This is a genomic window from Ensifer sp. ENS06 (assembly GCF_014852205.1).
Taxonomy (GTDB): domain Bacteria; phylum Pseudomonadota; class Alphaproteobacteria; order Rhizobiales; family Rhizobiaceae; genus Ensifer; species Ensifer adhaerens.
Genome location: NZ_JACVBC010000024.1, coordinates 26,387 through 44,269, shown reverse-complemented (window position 1 = coordinate 44,269; position 17,883 = coordinate 26,387). Strand labels below are relative to the sequence as shown.

At 62.8% G+C, this 17,883-nt stretch carries 16 protein-coding genes; 15 read left to right on the top strand and 1 reads right to left on the bottom strand.

The features are described 5' to 3' along the window. Positions 1-3 precede the first annotated feature (3 nt). The 8 genes from IB279_RS35740 to IB279_RS35705 all read left to right on the top strand — a co-directional run bounded on the left by IB279_RS35740 (position 4) and on the right by IB279_RS35705 (position 8,909). The gene (locus IB279_RS35740) at positions 4-1,629 is read left to right on the top strand and encodes a GMC family oxidoreductase (protein WP_113188476.1); all 1,626 of its coding nucleotides are present in this window, start codon (positions 4-6) and stop codon (positions 1,627-1,629) included. 11 nt (positions 1,630-1,640) lie between these two features. After that, a complete protein-coding gene (locus IB279_RS35735; RefSeq protein ID WP_077966506.1) occupies positions 1,641-1,961 on the top strand; it encodes an NIPSNAP family protein in 321 nt (106 codons plus the stop codon). A 113-nt stretch (positions 1,962-2,074) separates the two neighbouring features. Beyond that, positions 2,075-3,100, top strand: coding sequence for a BMP family ABC transporter substrate-binding protein (locus IB279_RS35730; protein ID WP_113294772.1), 1,026 nt, complete (start codon positions 2,075-2,077; stop codon positions 3,098-3,100). A 147-nt stretch (positions 3,101-3,247) separates the two neighbouring features. Further along, positions 3,248-4,828 carry an ABC transporter ATP-binding protein gene (locus IB279_RS35725; protein WP_127890517.1) on the top strand — a complete coding sequence of 527 codons (1,581 nt, stop codon included), beginning with the start codon at positions 3,248-3,250 and terminating at the stop codon, positions 4,826-4,828. Next, complete coding sequence (locus IB279_RS35720; protein ID WP_192341169.1) at positions 4,825-5,862, top strand: ABC transporter permease; 1,038 nt, start codon at positions 4,825-4,827, stop codon at positions 5,860-5,862. Before IB279_RS35725 ends, IB279_RS35720 begins: the two co-directional genes overlap by 4 nt. Continuing rightward, the gene (locus tag IB279_RS35715) at positions 5,859-6,752 is read left to right on the top strand and encodes an ABC transporter permease (protein WP_113188479.1); all 894 of its coding nucleotides are present in this window, start codon (positions 5,859-5,861) and stop codon (positions 6,750-6,752) included. Before IB279_RS35720 ends, IB279_RS35715 begins: the two co-directional genes overlap by 4 nt. A 57-nt stretch (positions 6,753-6,809) precedes the next feature. Continuing rightward, complete coding sequence (locus tag IB279_RS35710) at positions 6,810-8,318, top strand: amidohydrolase family protein (RefSeq protein ID WP_127890520.1); 1,509 nt, start codon at positions 6,810-6,812, stop codon at positions 8,316-8,318. Between the two features lie 219 nt (positions 8,319-8,537). After that, complete coding sequence (locus tag IB279_RS35705) at positions 8,538-8,909, top strand: cupin domain-containing protein (RefSeq protein WP_234883294.1); 372 nt, start codon at positions 8,538-8,540, stop codon at positions 8,907-8,909. A gap of 17 nt (positions 8,910-8,926) precedes the next feature. Here IB279_RS35705 and IB279_RS35700 read toward each other — a convergent pair whose 3' ends face one another. Beyond that, positions 8,927-10,336: a PLP-dependent aminotransferase family protein gene (locus IB279_RS35700; protein WP_192341167.1), complete on the bottom strand. Its 1,410-nt coding sequence runs from the start codon at positions 10,334-10,336 to the stop codon at positions 8,927-8,929. A 113-nt stretch (positions 10,337-10,449) separates the two neighbouring features. Here IB279_RS35700 and IB279_RS35695 point away from each other — a divergent pair, with 113 nt between their 5' ends. From IB279_RS35695 to IB279_RS35665, 7 genes are all read left to right on the top strand, one after another. After that, a complete protein-coding gene (locus IB279_RS35695; RefSeq protein WP_113188482.1) occupies positions 10,450-11,289 on the top strand; it encodes an SDR family NAD(P)-dependent oxidoreductase in 840 nt (279 codons plus the stop codon). A 70-nt stretch (positions 11,290-11,359) separates the two neighbouring features. Then, the gene (locus IB279_RS35690; RefSeq protein ID WP_192341165.1) at positions 11,360-12,379 is read left to right on the top strand and encodes a BMP family ABC transporter substrate-binding protein; all 1,020 of its coding nucleotides are present in this window, start codon (positions 11,360-11,362) and stop codon (positions 12,377-12,379) included. Positions 12,380-12,398: 19 nt separating this feature from the next. Continuing rightward, on the top strand, positions 12,399-13,904 hold the full coding sequence (locus IB279_RS35685; protein WP_127890523.1) for an ABC transporter ATP-binding protein: 1,506 nt from the start codon (positions 12,399-12,401) through the stop codon (positions 13,902-13,904). After that, positions 13,901-14,926: an ABC transporter permease gene (locus IB279_RS35680; protein WP_192341163.1), complete on the top strand. Its 1,026-nt coding sequence runs from the start codon at positions 13,901-13,903 to the stop codon at positions 14,924-14,926. The genes IB279_RS35685 and IB279_RS35680 overlap by 4 nt, the downstream gene beginning before the upstream one ends. Positions 14,927-14,929: 3 nt before the next feature. After that, positions 14,930-15,826, top strand: coding sequence for an ABC transporter permease (locus tag IB279_RS35675; protein WP_127890525.1), 897 nt, complete (start codon positions 14,930-14,932; stop codon positions 15,824-15,826). Positions 15,827-15,836: 10 nt separating this feature from the next. After that, positions 15,837-17,057, top strand: a complete 1,221-nt coding sequence (locus tag IB279_RS35670) for a Tm-1-like ATP-binding domain-containing protein (protein WP_192341161.1) — start codon at positions 15,837-15,839, stop codon at positions 17,055-17,057. Further along, positions 17,047-17,880 (top strand): phosphoenolpyruvate hydrolase family protein, encoded by an 834-nt coding sequence (locus IB279_RS35665; protein WP_192341159.1) that lies wholly within the window; start codon positions 17,047-17,049, stop codon positions 17,878-17,880. The genes IB279_RS35670 and IB279_RS35665 overlap by 11 nt, the downstream gene beginning before the upstream one ends. Positions 17,881-17,883: the final 3 nt, after the last annotated feature.

Below are 17,883 nucleotides of genomic sequence, written 5' to 3'. Positions count from 1 at the left end.
CCCATGGCGCGTAACCCGGAATATGATTTCATCATCGTTGGTGCGGGCTCGGCCGGTTGTGTTCTCGCCAACCGCCTGTCGACGGATCCGGCAAACCGCGTGCTTTTGGTCGAGGCTGGCGGCAAGGATCGCAACCCGCTGTTCCGGTTACCGATGCTGATGGGCAAGCTGTTCCATTCGGGCATCTACAACTGGCATTATCACACAGAGCCGGAGCCCCATCTCAATGGCCGCTCGCTCTATTGGCCGCGCGGCAAGGTGCTGGGCGGGACCTCTACCATCAACGGCATGATCTACGTGCGCGGCAATCGCCATGACTACGATCGCTGGTCGCAGCTCGGGCTGCCTGGCTGGTCCTATGACGAGGTGCTTCCGGCGTTCCGACGTTCCGAGACCCATGTCGAGCGCAAGGACGCTTTCCACAGCGGCGACGGAGAACTCACCGTCTGCCGGGCCCGCGGCAACAATCCGCTGATGGACGTGTTCTGCGAGGCGGGCATCCAGGCGGGTTACCCGGCCAATGATGACTTCAACGGAGAGACGCAAGAAGGCTTTGGCCGCTACGACTTCACCATCCGCAAAGGAAAGCGCTGGTCCACGTCTTGGGCGTTCCTGCGTCCGGCCCTCGGCCGTAAGAACCTTACTGTGCTGACGGGGGCGGAACTCACGCGTCTGATCATCGAAGGCGACCGGGCGCGCGGCGTCGAATATCTGAAGGATGGCGTCCTGGGACGCGCCCGGGCGGCGCGGGAGGTGATCCTCTCTTCAGGCGTGGTCAATTCGCCCAAGGCGTTGCTTCTGTCCGGCATCGGGCCGGCCGACGAGCTTCGGGCGCTTGGCATCGCGCCGGTGCTGGACCTGCCGGGCGTCGGCAAGAACCTCCAGGACCATGTCGACTGCGTCATGAGCTGGGAATGCCGCGAGCCGATCACGCTGTTCAGCGACCTGCGGGCGGACAAGCTCATCCCCGCGGTCGCCCAGGGCATGTTGTTCGGCGAGGGCGTCACCACGACGTTCCCTTATGAGGCCGGTGCCTTCATCCGTTCGAACGATGGCCTGATTGCCCCCGACATTCAGCTGCATTTCATGCCGGCGCTGGAAAAGACGGCCAATCTGCACTTCCCCAACCCGTTCCGAAAGAAGCAGGCGGTGGAAGCCAACCACGGGTTCACGATCCGCGTCGGCCCCGTCAATCCGGTGAGCCGCGGCGAGATCACGCTGCGCTCGGCGAACGCGACGGACAAGCCGAAGATCCAGGCCAACTACCTGCGCGACGATTTCGACGTCCGCACAATGATCGATGCCATCCGGCTGACCCGCGATATCGTCGGCCAGAGGGCTTTCGACCGCTATCGCGGCAAGGAGCTGGCCCCGGGACCGGAAGCGCTCGACGATGCCACTTTGACACGCTGGCTGCGGGCGACCGCGATGACGACGTTTCATCCGGTCGGAACCGCCAAGATGGGCAACGACCGCATGGCTGTGGTGGACGCACGGCTCAAGGTGCGCGGCATCGAGGGGCTGCGGGTCGCGGACGCCTCGATCATGCCTGTTATCTCAAGCGGCAACACCAACGCGCCAGCCATCATGATCGGCGAAAAATGCGCCGAATTCATCCTGAACGCATAGGGAGCAATCTGATGATCCTGGAACACCGCACCTACACCTTCAAGCCCGGCACGGTCGACAAGTGGATGAAGAAGTACGAGGCGGACGGCTTGCCTGTGCAGAAGCGCCATCTGAACAAGTTCGTTGGTCTCTATGTGTCGGAACTGGGCACGCTCCACACCACCGTTTTGATGTGGGCCTACGACAGTCTCGCGGACCGAGAAGCGCGCCGGACGGCCATGTATGCCGACCCGGACTGGCAAAAGTTCATCTCCGAAGTCTGGGCGCTGGACGCGATCCAAAAGCAGGAGGTGATGATCATGAACCCCGCCTCCTATTCGCCGCCCCTTTGAGACGGGAAGCGGTGTGCAGTATCGCCTGCGCACCGGCATGCGCATGAGAAACCACAAGACAAAAAGAGGGAACAATCATGACAGACAAGACCGGAAATAGCGCACAGCACATGATGCATCGCCGGACATTTCTCCAGGCGAGCGCGGGTGCCGCGGCGCTGGCCTTTGCGGCGACCATCGTCCCTGAATTCGCCCGCGCGTCCGGAGGGCTGGTCGCCCTGGTGCACACGCAGGCCGCAGGCGACAATGGTCCGGTGGATCAGATGATCGCCAAGCTCAAGCAGCTTTCGGAAGAAAAGGGTTTTGAGTACCGCGCCATCTACGCGCAGGACCCTGCAACCTACGAGACGGTCTACCGCACGCTCGGCGACGCCGGCGCGGCGATCATCGTCTCGACCTTCAACGAAGTGGCCGAGCCCTTCAAGGCGCTCGCGCCTTCCTACCCGAATACCAAATGGATCCAGCTGTTCGCCGATCCCTTTGAGCCGGCAATCCCGAATGTGGTGACCGTCTCCTACGACTATTATCTTGGCTGCTATCTCTCGGGTGTCTTTGCGGCCAAGATGACGTCGACCGGCAAGACCGGCTTCATCGGTGGGGTTTCCATCCCTCCGCTCAACGCAGACTTCAATGCGTTCAAGGCCGGCGTGCATTCCGTTCGACCGGATGCCACGGTTATCGCCGCCTTCGCAGGCTCGTTCCAGGACCCGGCAAAGGGCCAGGAAATCGCGACCCAGATGTACAATGACGGCATCGACTACATTCAGACCGACGCGGCGGCCACTGACGGCGGCATCATCGCTGCGGCGAACGAAAAGGAAGGCCGCATGGTGAGCTGCCTTGCGCCGGGACAGTATGAGCTGGGCCCGAAATCGCTGATCTCGATCGTCAGCCTCGACTTCGGCGTTTCGCTCTACAACGAAACCGGCAAGGCGGTCGGGCCCGAATGGAAGGGTGGTGCACACGAGCATACGGGTCTTGGCACAGGCGTCATCGACTTCATTCTCTCGCCTGTCTTTGCCGAACAGGGGCCGGCGGACCTGAACGCCAGGGCGAAGGAAGCGCTGGTCGAGGTCGACAAGGTTCGTGCCGGCATCCTCGATGGATCCATCAAGGTACCTTTCAACACGACACTCTGAGCCTCCGACGCTGGCCTGCGCCAGATCGGGGTTCTGGAATGATGTCGACACAGGCCTTCCCTTTCAGGGGAGGTCCATCGGGGTCTCGCGGATCGTTTCCAGCCCTGTTGACGGCCGCGACCTCCCGCTCTTGATGGGAACCACAGCATGTCCACTTCTGCGCAATCGGCCCTGGAGTGCCGCAACGTCACCGTCAAGTTCGGAGACGTGACGGCGTTGTCGGAGGTTTCAGCTTCGTTCGCGCTGGGCCAGATCCACGCGGTCGTCGGTCAGAACGGTGCCGGCAAGACAACCTTTGCCCGTGTTGCGGCCGGCCTGGTGCAGCCGACTTCCGGCGCCGTCAACGTGATGGGACAAGATATCCGGACGGGGCAGGTCAGCGAAAGCCGAGCTGCCGGCGTGGAACTCGTCCACCAGAGCTTTGCGTTGCCGCCGTCCTTCACTGTTGCCGAAGCCATGGAGTTTGGCGCAACGGGCAAGGGCGGCGTCTTCAGCCGCAGGGGTCTCTTAGAAAAATGGCAGGCGCATCTTGCGGGTCTTGACGTCCAGGTCGATTTGAACCGGCGGATCCGGGACCTCCCGATCGAGACACAGCAGGGCATAGAGATTGCCCGCGCGCTGGTCACGGATGCACGCGTCCTCATTCTCGACGAGCCGACCGCGGTCCTGTCGCCTGCGGGCATTGAGATGCTGTTCGCGCGCGTTCGCCGTCTTAAGGAACGTGGGGTCACAGTCATCCTCATCCTGCACAAGATCCGCGAGGTGCTGGGCATCGCGGATACAGTCACGGTGTTGCGGGGCGGCCGCAAGGTCGAAGGGCCGCTGCCGGTGGCGGAAGTTTCAAGTGAGCGTCTGGCCAACCTCATCGTCGGCGAAGCCGTAGCAAAGACGCTCGATCGGCAAGACCGCGATGCATTGGTCGGAACGAAGGCGCCAACCCATGAGGACGCCGATCAGCAGGTGCATGCGACCGGTCCCGCCATCCTTTCGATGAAGGCTGTCTCCACCAGGCCGGATAGCGGGGGTATCGCTCTCGATGGCGTCGACCTCGAGATCCGCCCGGGCGAGATCGTCGGTATCGCCGGGGTGGAAGGTAATGGGCAGAAAACCCTGGTACGGGCGATCTCCGCGCTCGCAGATCTCGAAGGCGGGACGATCAATCTCACCGGGCACGACGTGACCCGGCAGCCTCTGGCCGCGCGCCGCAAGATCGGCCTTCGGATCATTCCCTTCGAACGCAATGTGGAGGGCCTCAGCCTCACGAGCTCGCTCTGGCAAAACTGGAGCGCGCGGGAACTGTTGCAGGGGAGCTTGCTCAAGGGCATTCGGCCCGTTGCGATCCGCCAAGCTTGCGACCGGTCGCTAAAGGCGTGGAGCGTCCACTATAACAATTCCGGGCAGAGGGCCGGTTCGCTTTCGGGCGGCAACGCGCAGAAGGTGATCCTTGCCCGGGAAATCGATCCTGATGCGAAGCTGATCATCGCGGCCCAGCCGACCCGCGGCCTCGACATCGGGGCGACCGCCTTCGTCTGGCAGGCCTTGCGGCAAGCGCGCGACCGTGGCGCGGCCATCCTCTTGATCTCGTCGGATCTCGACGAGCTCTTCGACATATCGGATCGCGTCGTGGTGATGTTGTCGGGACGCCTGAATGGCGAGTTCCACGCGCCGTTCGACATAAGCCTGGTGGGGGCGGCCATGACCGGTGCCGCGGCGGGAGCAAGCGCATGAAAGACAGTCTCATCACCGTCATTCGCAGCCTGATCTTTGTGACCTTCGCGCTCATCCTCTGCGCGCTCGTGTTCCAGCTTGCCGGCTACAACGCGCCGGTGACACTTTGGGCGGTGCTCGACGGGGCATTCCTCAGAACAGGGGCGATCGAGCAAAGTCTCCGATGGGCACTGCCGCTGTTCATAACGGCCGTCGGTGTGGGCATATCCTTCCGCGCGGGCTTCTTCAACATCGGTGCCCAGGGGCAGTTCTATGTCGGCGCGATCTCAGCCGCCTTCGCAGCCGAAGCGGTGAGAGGCGGCCCCGCCTTCCTCGTGATCCCGACCCTGCTTTTAGCCGGCATGATCGGCGGTGCACTCTGGGCGCTCTGGCCGGGATTGCTGCGGCTTCGCTCCGGCACCGACGAGGTCATCACCACGCTCATGGGGAACTTCATGGCCGGCCTGCTGCTCGTCTATGTCACCTCGGGGCCGCTCAAGGATCCCTCAGGCTCCGGACAGCAGGCATCGAGCCGTCCGCTCGATCCGGCCTACCGCATCTCGGATTCTCTCGGTCTCTCGCCAACGATCATTGCGATTGCGGTCGCTGTCGGCATCCTCATGTGGCTGCTGGTCAACCGGACCGCCTTCGGGGTTCTGGCAAGCCTTGCCGGCCGCAACGGCACGATGGTGGAGTGGCAGGGCGCGCGCCTCTGGAAGCTCGGCCTCTCGAGTTTCCTGATATCGGGGGCGCTTGCGGGCCTGGCCGGTACCATCGAGTTCATGGGGCCGAACGGCCGCGTCGCCTCGGGCTTCCTGCCGGCGCATGGGTTCACCGCAATCCTGATCGCGCTCGTCGCAAACCTCTCCGTTCTCGGGACGGCGATGGCCGCTGTCTTCTTCGGCGGTCTCGCCTCGGCGGCCCTTTATCTGCCGATCATGGCCGGGTTGCCGTCGGCGGCGATCGATATCATCAATGCGGCGATCGCACTGTTCATAACCGCGAAGTCGACGTTCATCGACAGGGTGCTGCGTCTTGGAGGGCGCAAGACATGAACGAGATCATCATCTCCATTCTGCGTTCCGGGACACCGCTGATCTATGTCACGCTCGCAGGGGTCATTGCCCAGCGGGCAGGGGTCTGGAACCTCGGCCTCGAGGGACTGATGATTATTGGCGCCTGCGCCACAATTCTCGGCATCATGCTCACCAAGTCCGTGGGCGCGGCCATCCTGATCGCCATTCTCGCCTGCGTACTGGCCTCGGTGCTTCTCTGGTTCGTCATCGACAGGCTGAAGGCCAATCCGATTATCGCCGGCCTTGGGCTGACGGGCCTTGGCATCGGCGGTACGGCGCTGGCCGTCCAGTCGATCTTCGGCACCCAGGCAACCGTGACGGCTCCCTTCGGCATCCCAAAATTGGGCCCGGTCTTTGGTTCCTATGGCGTGCTTTCGGTCGCGGTCGCGGCCATGCCCTTCGTCGTCTTTTCCATGTGGGTGCTGTTGCGGCGTACGCGTTTTGGCCTGCGGCTCGCCGCCTGCGGGGAGCATCCGTTTGCCGCCCGTGGCGTCGGCGCCAACCCTTCGCGCATGCGGCTCGCAGCACTATCGATCGGCGGCGTCCTGTGCGCCATAGGCGGTGCGGAACTTGCCGCGGGCAGCCTGCAGTTCTTTGCCCAGGGCATGACGGCCGGTCGCGGCTTCATGGCGTTTGCGGCGGTCATCTTCGGCGCGGCCCATCCGGTTGGCGCCACCTTCGCCGCCCTGTTCTTCGCCATCGTCGGCGCCATCGGCATCCGGGCACAGTTGACGTTCGGCGACAGGATCCCGCACGACCTCCTGCAGGCCTTGCCCTATCTGGCGACGGTATTCGGCGTCTGGCTTTCGGGAAAACTTCGCGGCGGAGCGAAAGCCGCAAGCTCCTTTGCCGAGCTCAGGGATCAATAGTTGCGATGTGCGACGGGCGCCACCATCGGATCGGTCACTAACTTTCGGGACGCTGTCATGAGCGAAATTCTCATCCGCAATGCGACAATCGTTGCGATGGATTACACGCACGGCGCAACGCCATTTGCCGCTGACATTCTGATCGAAGGCACCGAGATCAGATCCATCGGCACGGGTCTTGCGGCTAGGCCGGACGCTCAGATCATCGATGGGCGCGGCAAGCTGGTCATGCCGGGGCTGGTCAATGCCCATACGCATTCCAGCGAGACATTCCTGCGGGGGCGTTATGAGCGCATGCCGCTCGAGCTTTGGCTGCTCTATGCCTATCCGCTGCTGATGAACGACCCGATCGGCGAGCGTCTGCTTTACCTGCGCAGCCTGTTGCTGGCGATGGAATCCCTGCGCAACGGCGTCACGACGCTTTGTGACGATTTCTTCGACCCGCCACGGCACGATCTCGACCGGCTTGCCACCGTGTTTCGCGCCTACGACGATGCCGGGATCCGCGCCAATGTTTCCAGCGCGGCGATGAACGTGCACATGCTCGACGCGCTGCCTTTCGCCCGTGAAGTGATGCCAGCGGTGCTGCAGGATCTGCTCGATTTCGGCCCGCCGATGTCGGCTGAAGCTTATGCGGATTATTGCCGGGCTGCCTTTTCCAGCCTGCACGGCATGTCCGGTCGCCTGCGGTTCATGATCGCGCCATCGGCACCGCAGCGCTGCACGCCCGATCTTATGGCGGCCTGTATGGACCTGGCGGTGGAAAACCATGTGCCGTTCCACACGCATGTGCTCGAGACCAAGACGCAGGCGGTGACGGGACTTGTTCGACACGGCAAGTCGTTGATCGCCTATCTGCACGACCTCGGTCTTTTGAACCGCAACACCACCATCGCACACTCGGTATGGGTCAGCGACGAGGACATCGAGCTCATGGGACGTGCGGGCGTCTCCATCGCTCACAATGCCGTCTCGAACCTGAAGCTTGGAGCCGGCATCGCGCCGATCCGCCGCCTGCTCGATGCCGGCGTCACCGTTGGTCTCGGCACCGACGGCGTTTCGTCGAACGATACATCGCGCATCTTCGACGTCATGCGCGTCGCCGGTCTCGTACATAGTGCTGCCGGTCCCAACTATGAGAGATGGCTGAAGGCGGACGAGATACTCGCCATGGCGACCATCGGCGGCGCGAAAACGGCAATGCTGGAGCAGGTGACAGGCTCCCTCGAAGTCGGCAAATCGGCCGATCTCCTGGTCCTGAACATGCGCAACTATCCCTTCCAGCCTCTCAACGATATCGCCAAGCATCTTGTCTATTCGGAAAATGGATCCTCGATCGAAACGGTCATGGTTGCCGGACGGGTTGTGATGCAGGACGGTCGCCTGACCACGGTGGATGAACAGGCTGTACTCGATGAGATTTCCGAGCTTGTACCGGCCCATCTGGCCGAACACGCCGAGCTTGAGCGTCGCAATGCGATCTTCGAACCCGCCATGGCACAAATCCATCGCATGGCGACGGGGATGGATATCCCCCTCAAACGATACCAGGGCGATATGGTTTGAAGTAAACTGGCGGAGCAGATGACCTCGGCCAAGGGTGTCGATTGTCCGATTGCGCAAGGAAATCCGCGCATTCTGGCCGTATGAGGCCAAACGGGCCCGGCCTCTGCACCGAGATACTGCGATCCTGGCATGACCTGCTGGACCACTTTATAAAAAGTGGTCCTTGTCGATCCACGTGTTCCCCGGTCTGTTCAGCCAGCAACAAGAAGGAGGAATGCCGTGGTTGTAGACAAAGGCGGGATCGTATTTGCAAACGGTCAGGGAGAATTCTGGACGGATGAACGGTGCTACATCACCGAACTGCACAATTGCGACGCGTCGCCCGAGGCGTCGCTCGCCGTAGCTCGCGTGGAGGTCGGGGTGACGACGCAATTGCACAGCCTCACCGGGGTGATCGAACGCTACGTCCTTCGCCAGGGGGAGGGCATTCTTGAGGTTGATGGTGTCAAGCAGAAGCTTCGCGTCGGCGATCAGGCGGTTATACCAGCCGGTGCGGCGCAGCGCATCGAAAACACAGGCTCGGTCGACCTTGAGTTCTATTGCCTGTGCACGCCGCGCTTTTTCCCGGATTCCTACGTGAACCTGGAATAGTAGCTAAGCGTTGCCCCCTAGCCGGCGGATTTTCCGCCTGCCAGGCTGCAGATCGTTTCGATTGCGAACTGCATGGTTTGCAGCGGGCGCACAAAGGGCAGGCGTATGACGTCGCCGAAATTTTCCCGCGCCGAATAGCCGGGTCCGGCAGACAGGAACAGGCGATGGCGTTGGGCTTCCTGGCACAAGGCCACCGCATCGATGCCGGGCATGTGGATCCACATCGCCGTCCCACCCGAGGGGCGCGACCAATGCCAGTGGCCCGGCGCATGATCTGCGATGATCCTCTCTGCCGCCTCCAGATGCTCGGTAATCTCACGGTGACGATAGATCCGTGCTTCACGGATGTTTTCGAGAAGCCCGACGGCCAGGTGCTGGTCGAACATCGAGCAGCCGAGATCGTTGACCGCCTTGAAGCTCGCCAAGCGCTTCACGACCGGTGGCGCGGCACGGATCCAGCCAATGCGCAGGCCACCCCAAAACAGCTTCGAAAGCGTGCCGATGGTTGCGACAAGCTCCGGATTGGCCTGTCCTGCCACAGGGCGCGGCGTTCGTCCGGCGATGGTCGAAAGCTCGTTCTGCGCGCCATCCTCGATCAGGAACGTGGGATAGCGCTCGATGAGGTCGAGGAGTTCGCGTCGGCTCTGATCGTTGAGCGAACGACCCGTTGGATTGTGCGCCTCGGGAAAGAGGTAGAGCAGCCTCGGTCGGTTTTTGAGCGCCTTCTCCAATTGGCCGATATCAAGGCCTTCATCGGTCACCGCGATCGGAACGATCCGGGCGTTGCGGCGGCGGAAGGCTTCGAGCGAACCGCGATAGACGGGGTCCTCGACCACCACCGCGTCCGACGCATCCACCATCGCATTTGCCAGCAGCCAGACGGCCTGCTGCGCCCCGCTGGTAATCAGGATATTGTCTGGATGCGTCGGCAATCCGAGGTCCGCGTAATAGCGCGCGATGGCCCAGCGTAACGCCGGCAGGCCGGATGCATCGTAGCCGAGGCCTGCTGCCACACTGGCAAGGTCCGCACCTTTCAACGCTGTAAGCAATTCGGTCAGGATGGGTGACGGCTGCAAGGCGCCGCTCGTCATATCGATGTCCTGCGGCAGCGCCCGGATCTCGCCGGCCAGACGCGTGTGCGCAGCTCCCGACGGCGCCGCGGCAGCGACGATGCGGTGGCCGCTGCCATGGCGGCTGTCGAGGACCCCGGCGTCCCGCAGCGAGCCATAGGCCGCCACGACCGTTCCGCGACTGACCGCAAGCGCCGTTGCAAGCGCCCGTTCCGACGGCAGGACGCCGCCGACGGGCAACTCCCTTGCCGTAATCAATCTGCCGATCGAAAGACTGAGTTGCTCGCTGACCTTGCCGTGTAAGGTTCGCCAGTTGCCGATAAGCCGGCTGATGCGGGCGGGAGAAATCCTGTTCATGCGTGATCCACTTCTCGACAAGTGGACTTTGTCAGATCCCCGCGACTGGAGCAACTTGGTTCCCGGAGAACAGAGAGGAAGAGTTTCCAAGGGGAGGCTCAAAGGGAGGATACATGGGTTCCTTTGCCACGAGGGGCGAACATGCCCCGTTGGCCGTGAGGCAAGTTGCGCCGACGCGCTCGCATGCGAACAAGCGCTATCTGGTGCTTGGCGGCGCCGGCGGTGCCGGCAAGGCGGCTGCTGGATTGCTCGTTGCTGAGGGGGCCTCGGTTGTCATCGGCGATGTCCGTGCGCAAGCCCTGGAAGAGGCGATCGCGAGCCTGGGTCACGACTCCAAGGTGCTGTCTGGCGTCGTCGTCGACCTTTCCGATGCTAGTTCGATCGCAGCTGCGATCAAGGAAGCGGAAGCGCGCCTTGGTGCAATCGACGGGTTGGTAAACTGCGCGGCGATCGTTCGCCATGTCGATCCGCTCGAAACGCCCTGGAGCGATTGGGAGCGCATTTTCTCCATCAACGTCTACGGCGCGTTCGAGGCAGCCCGGCTCGTCGCCAAGGCTATGATTGCCAAGGGCATCAAGGGAGCGATCGTCAATGTCGCTTCGGAGGCCGGCAAGAAGGGCCATACACAATCGCTCGCCTACAGCGCCAGCAAGGCGGCCATGATCAATTTCACCCGCGTCCTGTCCGAGGTGCTCGCGCCGCAGGACATCAACGTCAACTGCGTCTGCCCCGGTGGCATGGCGACGGACATGTTGCGTGAGGTGGCTGTCGCCTATGGCGACCTGGTCAAGCAGGCGCCCGACGAGGTCTTCAAGCAGCTCGTTAGCTCGCAGTTGCGTCGTCATATCGACCCGGTGGAAGTGGCGCGGACGATCTCGTTCCTGCTCAGCGACGATGCGATCATCATTCGCGGCCAGGCGATCAACGCCGACGGTGGCGATACGCCGTACTGACCGGCGCGCCGGATAGACCGGCGCCGCAGCGTTCCACCCATTCGCGACACACTTGCTCATGGAGTCCAAGATGACGACTGCCAGCAAATTCCTGCATATCTGCCTCGGATCCTTGCTCGCCCTTACCGCGACGACAGCGTCCGTCAGGGCCGACGACACATCCTATGTCCTGGTGACACCAAGCCGCATCGGCGTGAATAAGTTCCTCGGCCTCGGCAAGACCGGGATCGAAAAAGCCGCCGAGGCCCAGGGTGCGAAAGCACGCATATTCGAGGGCACGGACCCTTCGACCCGTCGCCAGAACGTTCAGGCCGCCATCGACATGGGCGCTCCGATCGTCACGGTCATGGGCTTCGAGTTCGGCGACATCATTGCCGATCTGGCACCGGAAAACCCGGAAACGAAATTCGTAATCATCGACACCTGCATTCCGGAAGCGCCGGAGAATGTCTACTGCGCGGTGTTCCGCGAACAGGAAATCGCTTATCTCGCTGGAGCCGAAGCCGCCTTGACGTCGCAGAGCAAGACGGTGGCCGTGATCGGTGCGCTCGATATTCCGTTCCTGCACCGCTACACGGATTCCTACGAACTCGGCGCAAAGGCTGCCAACCCCGACATCAACGTGCTGCCGACGGCGTGGATCGGCGGGGACAATCCCTTCCAGGATCCGGTGCGGGCACAGACCCAGGCGGTCCTGCAGCTCTCCAACGGAGCAGACCGCATCTACGCGGTTGCGGCCGGCAGCAACGGCGGCGTGTTCAAGGCGGTGGCGGAAAAGCCGGGAGCGATGGCGATCGGCCTCGACGTCAACCAATGCGGCGACGCGCCCGGCGCCATACTCGACAGCACGCTCAAGCGCGTGGACGTCATTCTTCCCGCAACCATCGACGGCATTCTGAAAGGTACGGCCAAGCCGGTCGAGAGCTTCGGTCTGGCGGAAGGCGGGCTCGAACTCATTGCCATGTCCGAGGATCTGGCCGCGTCCGGCTGCATGATCGCCAAAGCGCCTGATGTCATCGGCAAGCTGACCGAGATCCAGGCAAAGATCGTGTCGGGCGCCATCACCGTGCCTGATCCTATGGCCCAATAGTGGTCCGGGAGCTGAAGCAATGACCTTGCTCCAGATGAAGGGCATCTCGAAGCGATTTGGCAGCCTCGTTGCCAATGACGAAATCGACCTTTCGGTCGAAAGCGGCGAAATCCATGCCTTGATGGGAGAAAACGGGGCCGGAAAATCGACCCTCATGAACATCCTGTATGGGTTGCTCAAGCCGGATGCCGGCGAGATCCGGATCGATGGCAAGGCGATGGACTTCGCAAGCCCGCTCGGTGCGATCGCCGCCGGCGTCGGCATGGTCCACCAGACGTTCAGGCAGTTTCCCGACCTGACCGTCTGGGAGAACCTGGTGTTCCAGAACGAACCGGGACAGGGGCCGTTTGTTTCGGCCGCTGCCGCGCGCGACGTTGTGCGGCAGCTCGGGGAAAAACACGGCCTGGAGATCGATCCCGACAGCCGCGTGCGTGATCTGGCGGTGGGCATTCGTCAGCGTCTCGAGATCCTGAAGGCGCTTTCGCGCCAGGCCAAGATACTGATCCTCGACGAGCCGACGGCGGTGCTCACGCCGCAGGAGCGCGACAGTCTCTTTGCGGCGATGCGCCATTTGGCAAGCCAGGGTATGGCTCTCATCCTGGTGACGCACAAGATCCCCGAGGTCATTGCCGTCACCGACGAAATCACCGTGATGCGTGACGGCCGGGTCTCTGGCGGGCTGACGACCCGGCAGACCAATGAGGCGGAGATCATCCGCGCGATGGTCGGGCGCAATGTGCCACCGACGGTCGCCGCCAAGGTCACGTCGACCGCGCAGCCGATGCTTTCTGTCCGGAACCTTTCGGTGCGAAAGGGCGGCGTGGCCGTGGTAAACGACGTGACATTCGATGTGCGTCCTGGCGAAATCGTCGGGATCGCCGGCGTTTCGGGAAACGGGCAGCCGCAGTTGATTTCGGCCGTGACCGGGCTTGAGGCTTCGACCGGCGAGGTTGTCATCGCGGGGCGGAACGTCTCGGGGCTTTCGATCGCCGATCGCCGCGCCGTCGGCATTTCATATGTGCCAGAAGATCGTCATCTGACGGGCACGGCACCGGCCGCTTCGATCGCCGAGAACATTGCCTTCGGCACGCACCGCACAGCCGCGGTCTCGAGCTACGGATTTTTGAAGAAGCAGGCGATCCGCGCGCAGGCGCGCAAGCTCATCGAACAATTCAAGGTGAAGGCAGCGTCGGAAGAGGTGCCGATCGGATCTCTGTCCGGCGGCAACATGCAGAAGGTCGTCATCGCGCGTGAGATCGAGCACGGGTCGCCGCTGATCGTCATCGAAGAGCCGACACGGGGCGTGGACGTCGGCGCGATCGAGTTCATTCACAAGACCCTGATCGCCGAACGGGACAAGGGCCGGGCCATTCTGGTGGTCTCGTCCGACCTTGCCGAACTGCTGGCGCTCTCAGACCGGATTCTCGTGATGTTTGAAGGCCGTATCGATGCCAGCCTCAGTGGGAAAGACATGAACGAGGACACCATTGGGAGATGGATGATGGGGGGAGCGGCAGGGGCATGACAGGAGTTAGTCTCGAGACGAAATCTCGATTGGCGGCAATCTTGCTGTCCATCGCGGTCGCCGTCGTGCTTGGGGGGCTCGTCGTCCTTTCGACCGGCGCCAACCCCCTCTCGGTCTATCAGGAAATCGTCCGGGGTGCACTCGTGGGGCGCGGTCTGGGTGAGACGCTCAGCCGCTCGGTCCCGTTGATCGGCATGGGGCTTGCAGCCGCAATTGCCTTTCGCGCCGGCCTCATCAATCTCGGCGGTGATGGGCAGATGCTGGTGGGCGGGCTCGCGGCCGCGCTCGTCGCGCTCTATGTTCCGGCGCCAGGTGCCGTACGGGCAGTGCTCGCCTTGACGGCTGCCATCTGCGCGGGCGGGCTTTATGCCTGGGTCGCCGCCGTGCTTCAGCTTGGCCTCGCCATCCCGTTCCTGATTACGAGCCTGCTACTCAGCTACATCGCACGCGGCGTGACTTCCTATCTGGTGCGCTACCCGCTGCGTGATCCTTCGACGGGCATGCCGGAAACCTATCGCGTCGCCTCCGCGGCGCGCCTCCCGAGCAGCATTTTCGATCTGCCGGTCAGCTTCGGAACGTTGATCATGGCCGCGGTCGCGATTGCCGTCATCGTCAATGACAAACGTGGCGTCCATGGTTTCGAGTGGCGAATAACCGGCCTCAATCCGCGTTTCGCCGGCTACTCGGGCACGAACCTGCCGCGGCAGACGCAGCGGGTGGCCTTCCTGAGCGGCGCTCTGGCCGGTCTGGTTGGAGCGCTATTGATCCTGGGGCAGCAGTACCGTTTCACCGACGGGGCCTTGCTTGCACCGGGCTATACCTGGTCGGGGCTGATGGCTGCGGTTCTTGCGATGGCGAGCCCGATCGCGACGGTCGTCACCGCGGCGTTCTTCGCAGCGCTGCAGGTGGGAGGCTTCGCCATGGAGCGGGCGCTCGGTCTTCCTGCAGTCCTCACATGGGTTCTTCAGGCGCTGATCATCCTGTGTCTCGCTGCGCGTCCCGTGTTCTTAAAGAGGCGGTAGACCATGCTCAACATGCTTCTTTCGCAAGTCCTCGATCTGATGACGCCGGTGCTGCTGGCCGCGATGGCCGGAACTTTGTGCGAGCGCGCAGGCGTCTTCAACATCGCACTGGAGGGCAAGATGCTGGCCGGCGCGTTCGCTGCGGTCGCGGCAAGCATCGCCTTCGGGTCGCCGATGCTTGCGGTTCTGTTCGCCGTTGCCTGCACCGCGATCTTCGCATCTCCTCTTGCGCTCGGCGGCGCCCGTTTCGGCGGCGATCCGATCGTGATCGGTATCGGGCTGAACCTGCTTGCTGCCGGGCTGACGACCTATCTTCTGAGCGCGCTCTTCGGCGTGACCGGCACTTTGGTCGATCCCGCGGTCACCGCCTTGCCGCGGTTCGGCATCGGCGCGCTGGCGGAACTCCCCGTCCTCGGTGCGATCGTCGACGGGCACAATCTGCTGGTCTATCTCTCATGGCTGCTCGTGCTCGTCCTCAACATCTACCTGTTTCGCACGCGATGGGGCCTGCGCTTGCGGGGGATCGGTGAAGTGCCGTCTGCAGCAGCAGCAATGGGCGCGAACGTGAACCGCTATCAGACTGCAATCGTCCTTCTCGCCGGCGCTCTGTGCGGACTGGCGGGTGCGCAGCTGGCGCTCGGCTCGGTTGCCCTTTTCGCCGAAAACATGACAGCCGGTCGCGGCTGGATCGCGGTGGTTGCCGTCATGCTTGGTCGCGCCCATCCGCTCGGCATAGCGCTCGCCTGCTTCGGTTTTGGCCTCGCAGACGCGATCGGCCTCAGGCTGCAGGGCCAAGGCTTGCCGAACCAGATCACCGATATCGCGCCCTACGCGATCACCCTGTTGGCGATGATCGGACTCGGCCTGCGCGGGGCGATGAGAAAGATAAGAAATACCTGAGGAGGAATGAATGAGTATAGCCAAGACGATTTATGTAGCGGGCACTTTCGACACCAAGGGTGACGAACTGCGCTACGTGGCCGAGCTGATCAGGGCGCAGTCGATGCCTGCTGTTCTGGTGGATCTTTCGACCGTCAAGCCCTCAGCGGATGCCGATATCGGGGCGAAACAGGTCGCCGGTTTCCATCCTGACGGCGTCGGAGCCGTCTTTACCGGGGATCGCGGCAGCGCCGTTTCGGCCATGGGATTGGCGTTCGAACGGTTCATCCTGTCGCGTGACGACGTCGGAGGCATCATCGGGCTTGGCGGATCCGGAGGAACCGCGGTCGTCACCCAGGCCATGCGCGCCCTGCCGGTCGGAACGCCGCGGGTGATGGTCTCGACGGTGGCGGCAGGAAACGTCAGCGCCTATGTCGGCCCGAACGACATCGCCATGGTGAATTCGATCACGGATATCGCCGGGCTCAACCGCATCTCGCGAACCGTCCTTGCCAATGCGGCCAATTCCATCGCCGGAATGGTGCGCAACCGGCGCGACGCCGAACAGGACGACCGGCCGGCGCTTGGCTTGACGATGTTTGGCGTCACCACGCCTTGCGTCACCCAGGTCGTCGAGCAGCTGCGCGACCGATACGAATGCCTGGTGTTCCACGCGACCGGCATCGGCGGGCAGTCGATGGAAAAGCTTGCTTCGTCCGGCTATCTTGCAGGCGTTCTCGACATTACCACCACTGAGGTGTGCGATCTGCTGTTTGACGGCATTTTGCCGGCGACCGAAGAGCGGTTCGGCTTCCTTGCCCAGTCGAACCTCCCCTATGTCGGATCCTGCGGCGCACTCGACATGGTGAACTTCGCCGGCCTCGAGACGGTTCCGGAGAAGTATCGCCACCGCAATCTCTATGTGCACAATCCGCAGATCACGCTGATGCGCACCACGGTCGAAGAGAACGTCGCAATGGGCAAATGGATCGGCGAGCGCCTGAACCGCAGCATCGGCCCGGTTCGCTTCCTTCTACCGACGGGCGGAGCGTCGCTGCTCGATGCACCGGGCCAGCCTTTCCACGACCCGGAGGCCGACGAGGCCCTGTTTACCGCCATCGAAAACACGGTGCAGCAGACTGACGAGCGTCGCGTTCTGCGCGTGCCGCATGCGATCAACGCGCCGCAATTCAGCTCCGAAATCCTTCGTCATTTCAACGAAATCAGTAGAGGCAGTTCGTATGAAGTTTGAAAGACGCCAGTTGCTGGACAAATTTCGCCAGCAGATCAAAGCGAAGATCCCGATCATCGGCGGCGGCGCTGGCACCGGCCTTTCGGCCAAATGCGAGGAAGCCGGCGGGATCGACCTCATCGTCATCTACAACTCCGGCCGCTACCGCATGGCAGGACGAGGGTCGCTTGCCGGCCTGCTTGCCTATGGCAACGCCAACGAGATCGTGCTCGATATGGCACGCGAGGTGCTGCCCGTGGTCAAGCACACGCCGGTTCTTGCCGGCGTGAACGGCACGGATCCGTTCTGCAACTTCGATTTCTTCCTGGACCAGCTGAAGGCCGTCGGTTTCGCCGGCATTCAGAATTTTCCGACCGTGGGCCTCATCGACGGCACCTTCCGGGCCAATCTCGAAGAAACGGGCATGGGCTACGCCCTGGAGGTCGACCTCGTTCGCCTGGCGCGCAGCAAAGACATGCTGACCACGCCTTACGTGTTTTCGGTCAATGATGCCCGGGCCATGACGGAGGCGGGAGCAGATATCGTCGTCGCCCACATGGGGCTGACGACCGGCGGTGCGATTGGGGCTGACACGGCGCTGACGCTTGAGGCTTGCGTCGATGAGGTCAACGCGATCGCGGCTGCGGCCCGAAGCGTCAATCCCGACGTTATCGTCCTTTGCCATGGCGGCCCGATCGCCGAGCCGGAGGATGCCCGCTACATCCTCGAGCGGTGCCCGGGTTGCCACGGGTTTTATGGCGCATCCAGCATGGAACGTCTTCCGGTCGAAAAAGCCCTCGTCGCGCAGACGCAGGCCTTCAAGAAACTTGTCATCCAGCAGTAGGAG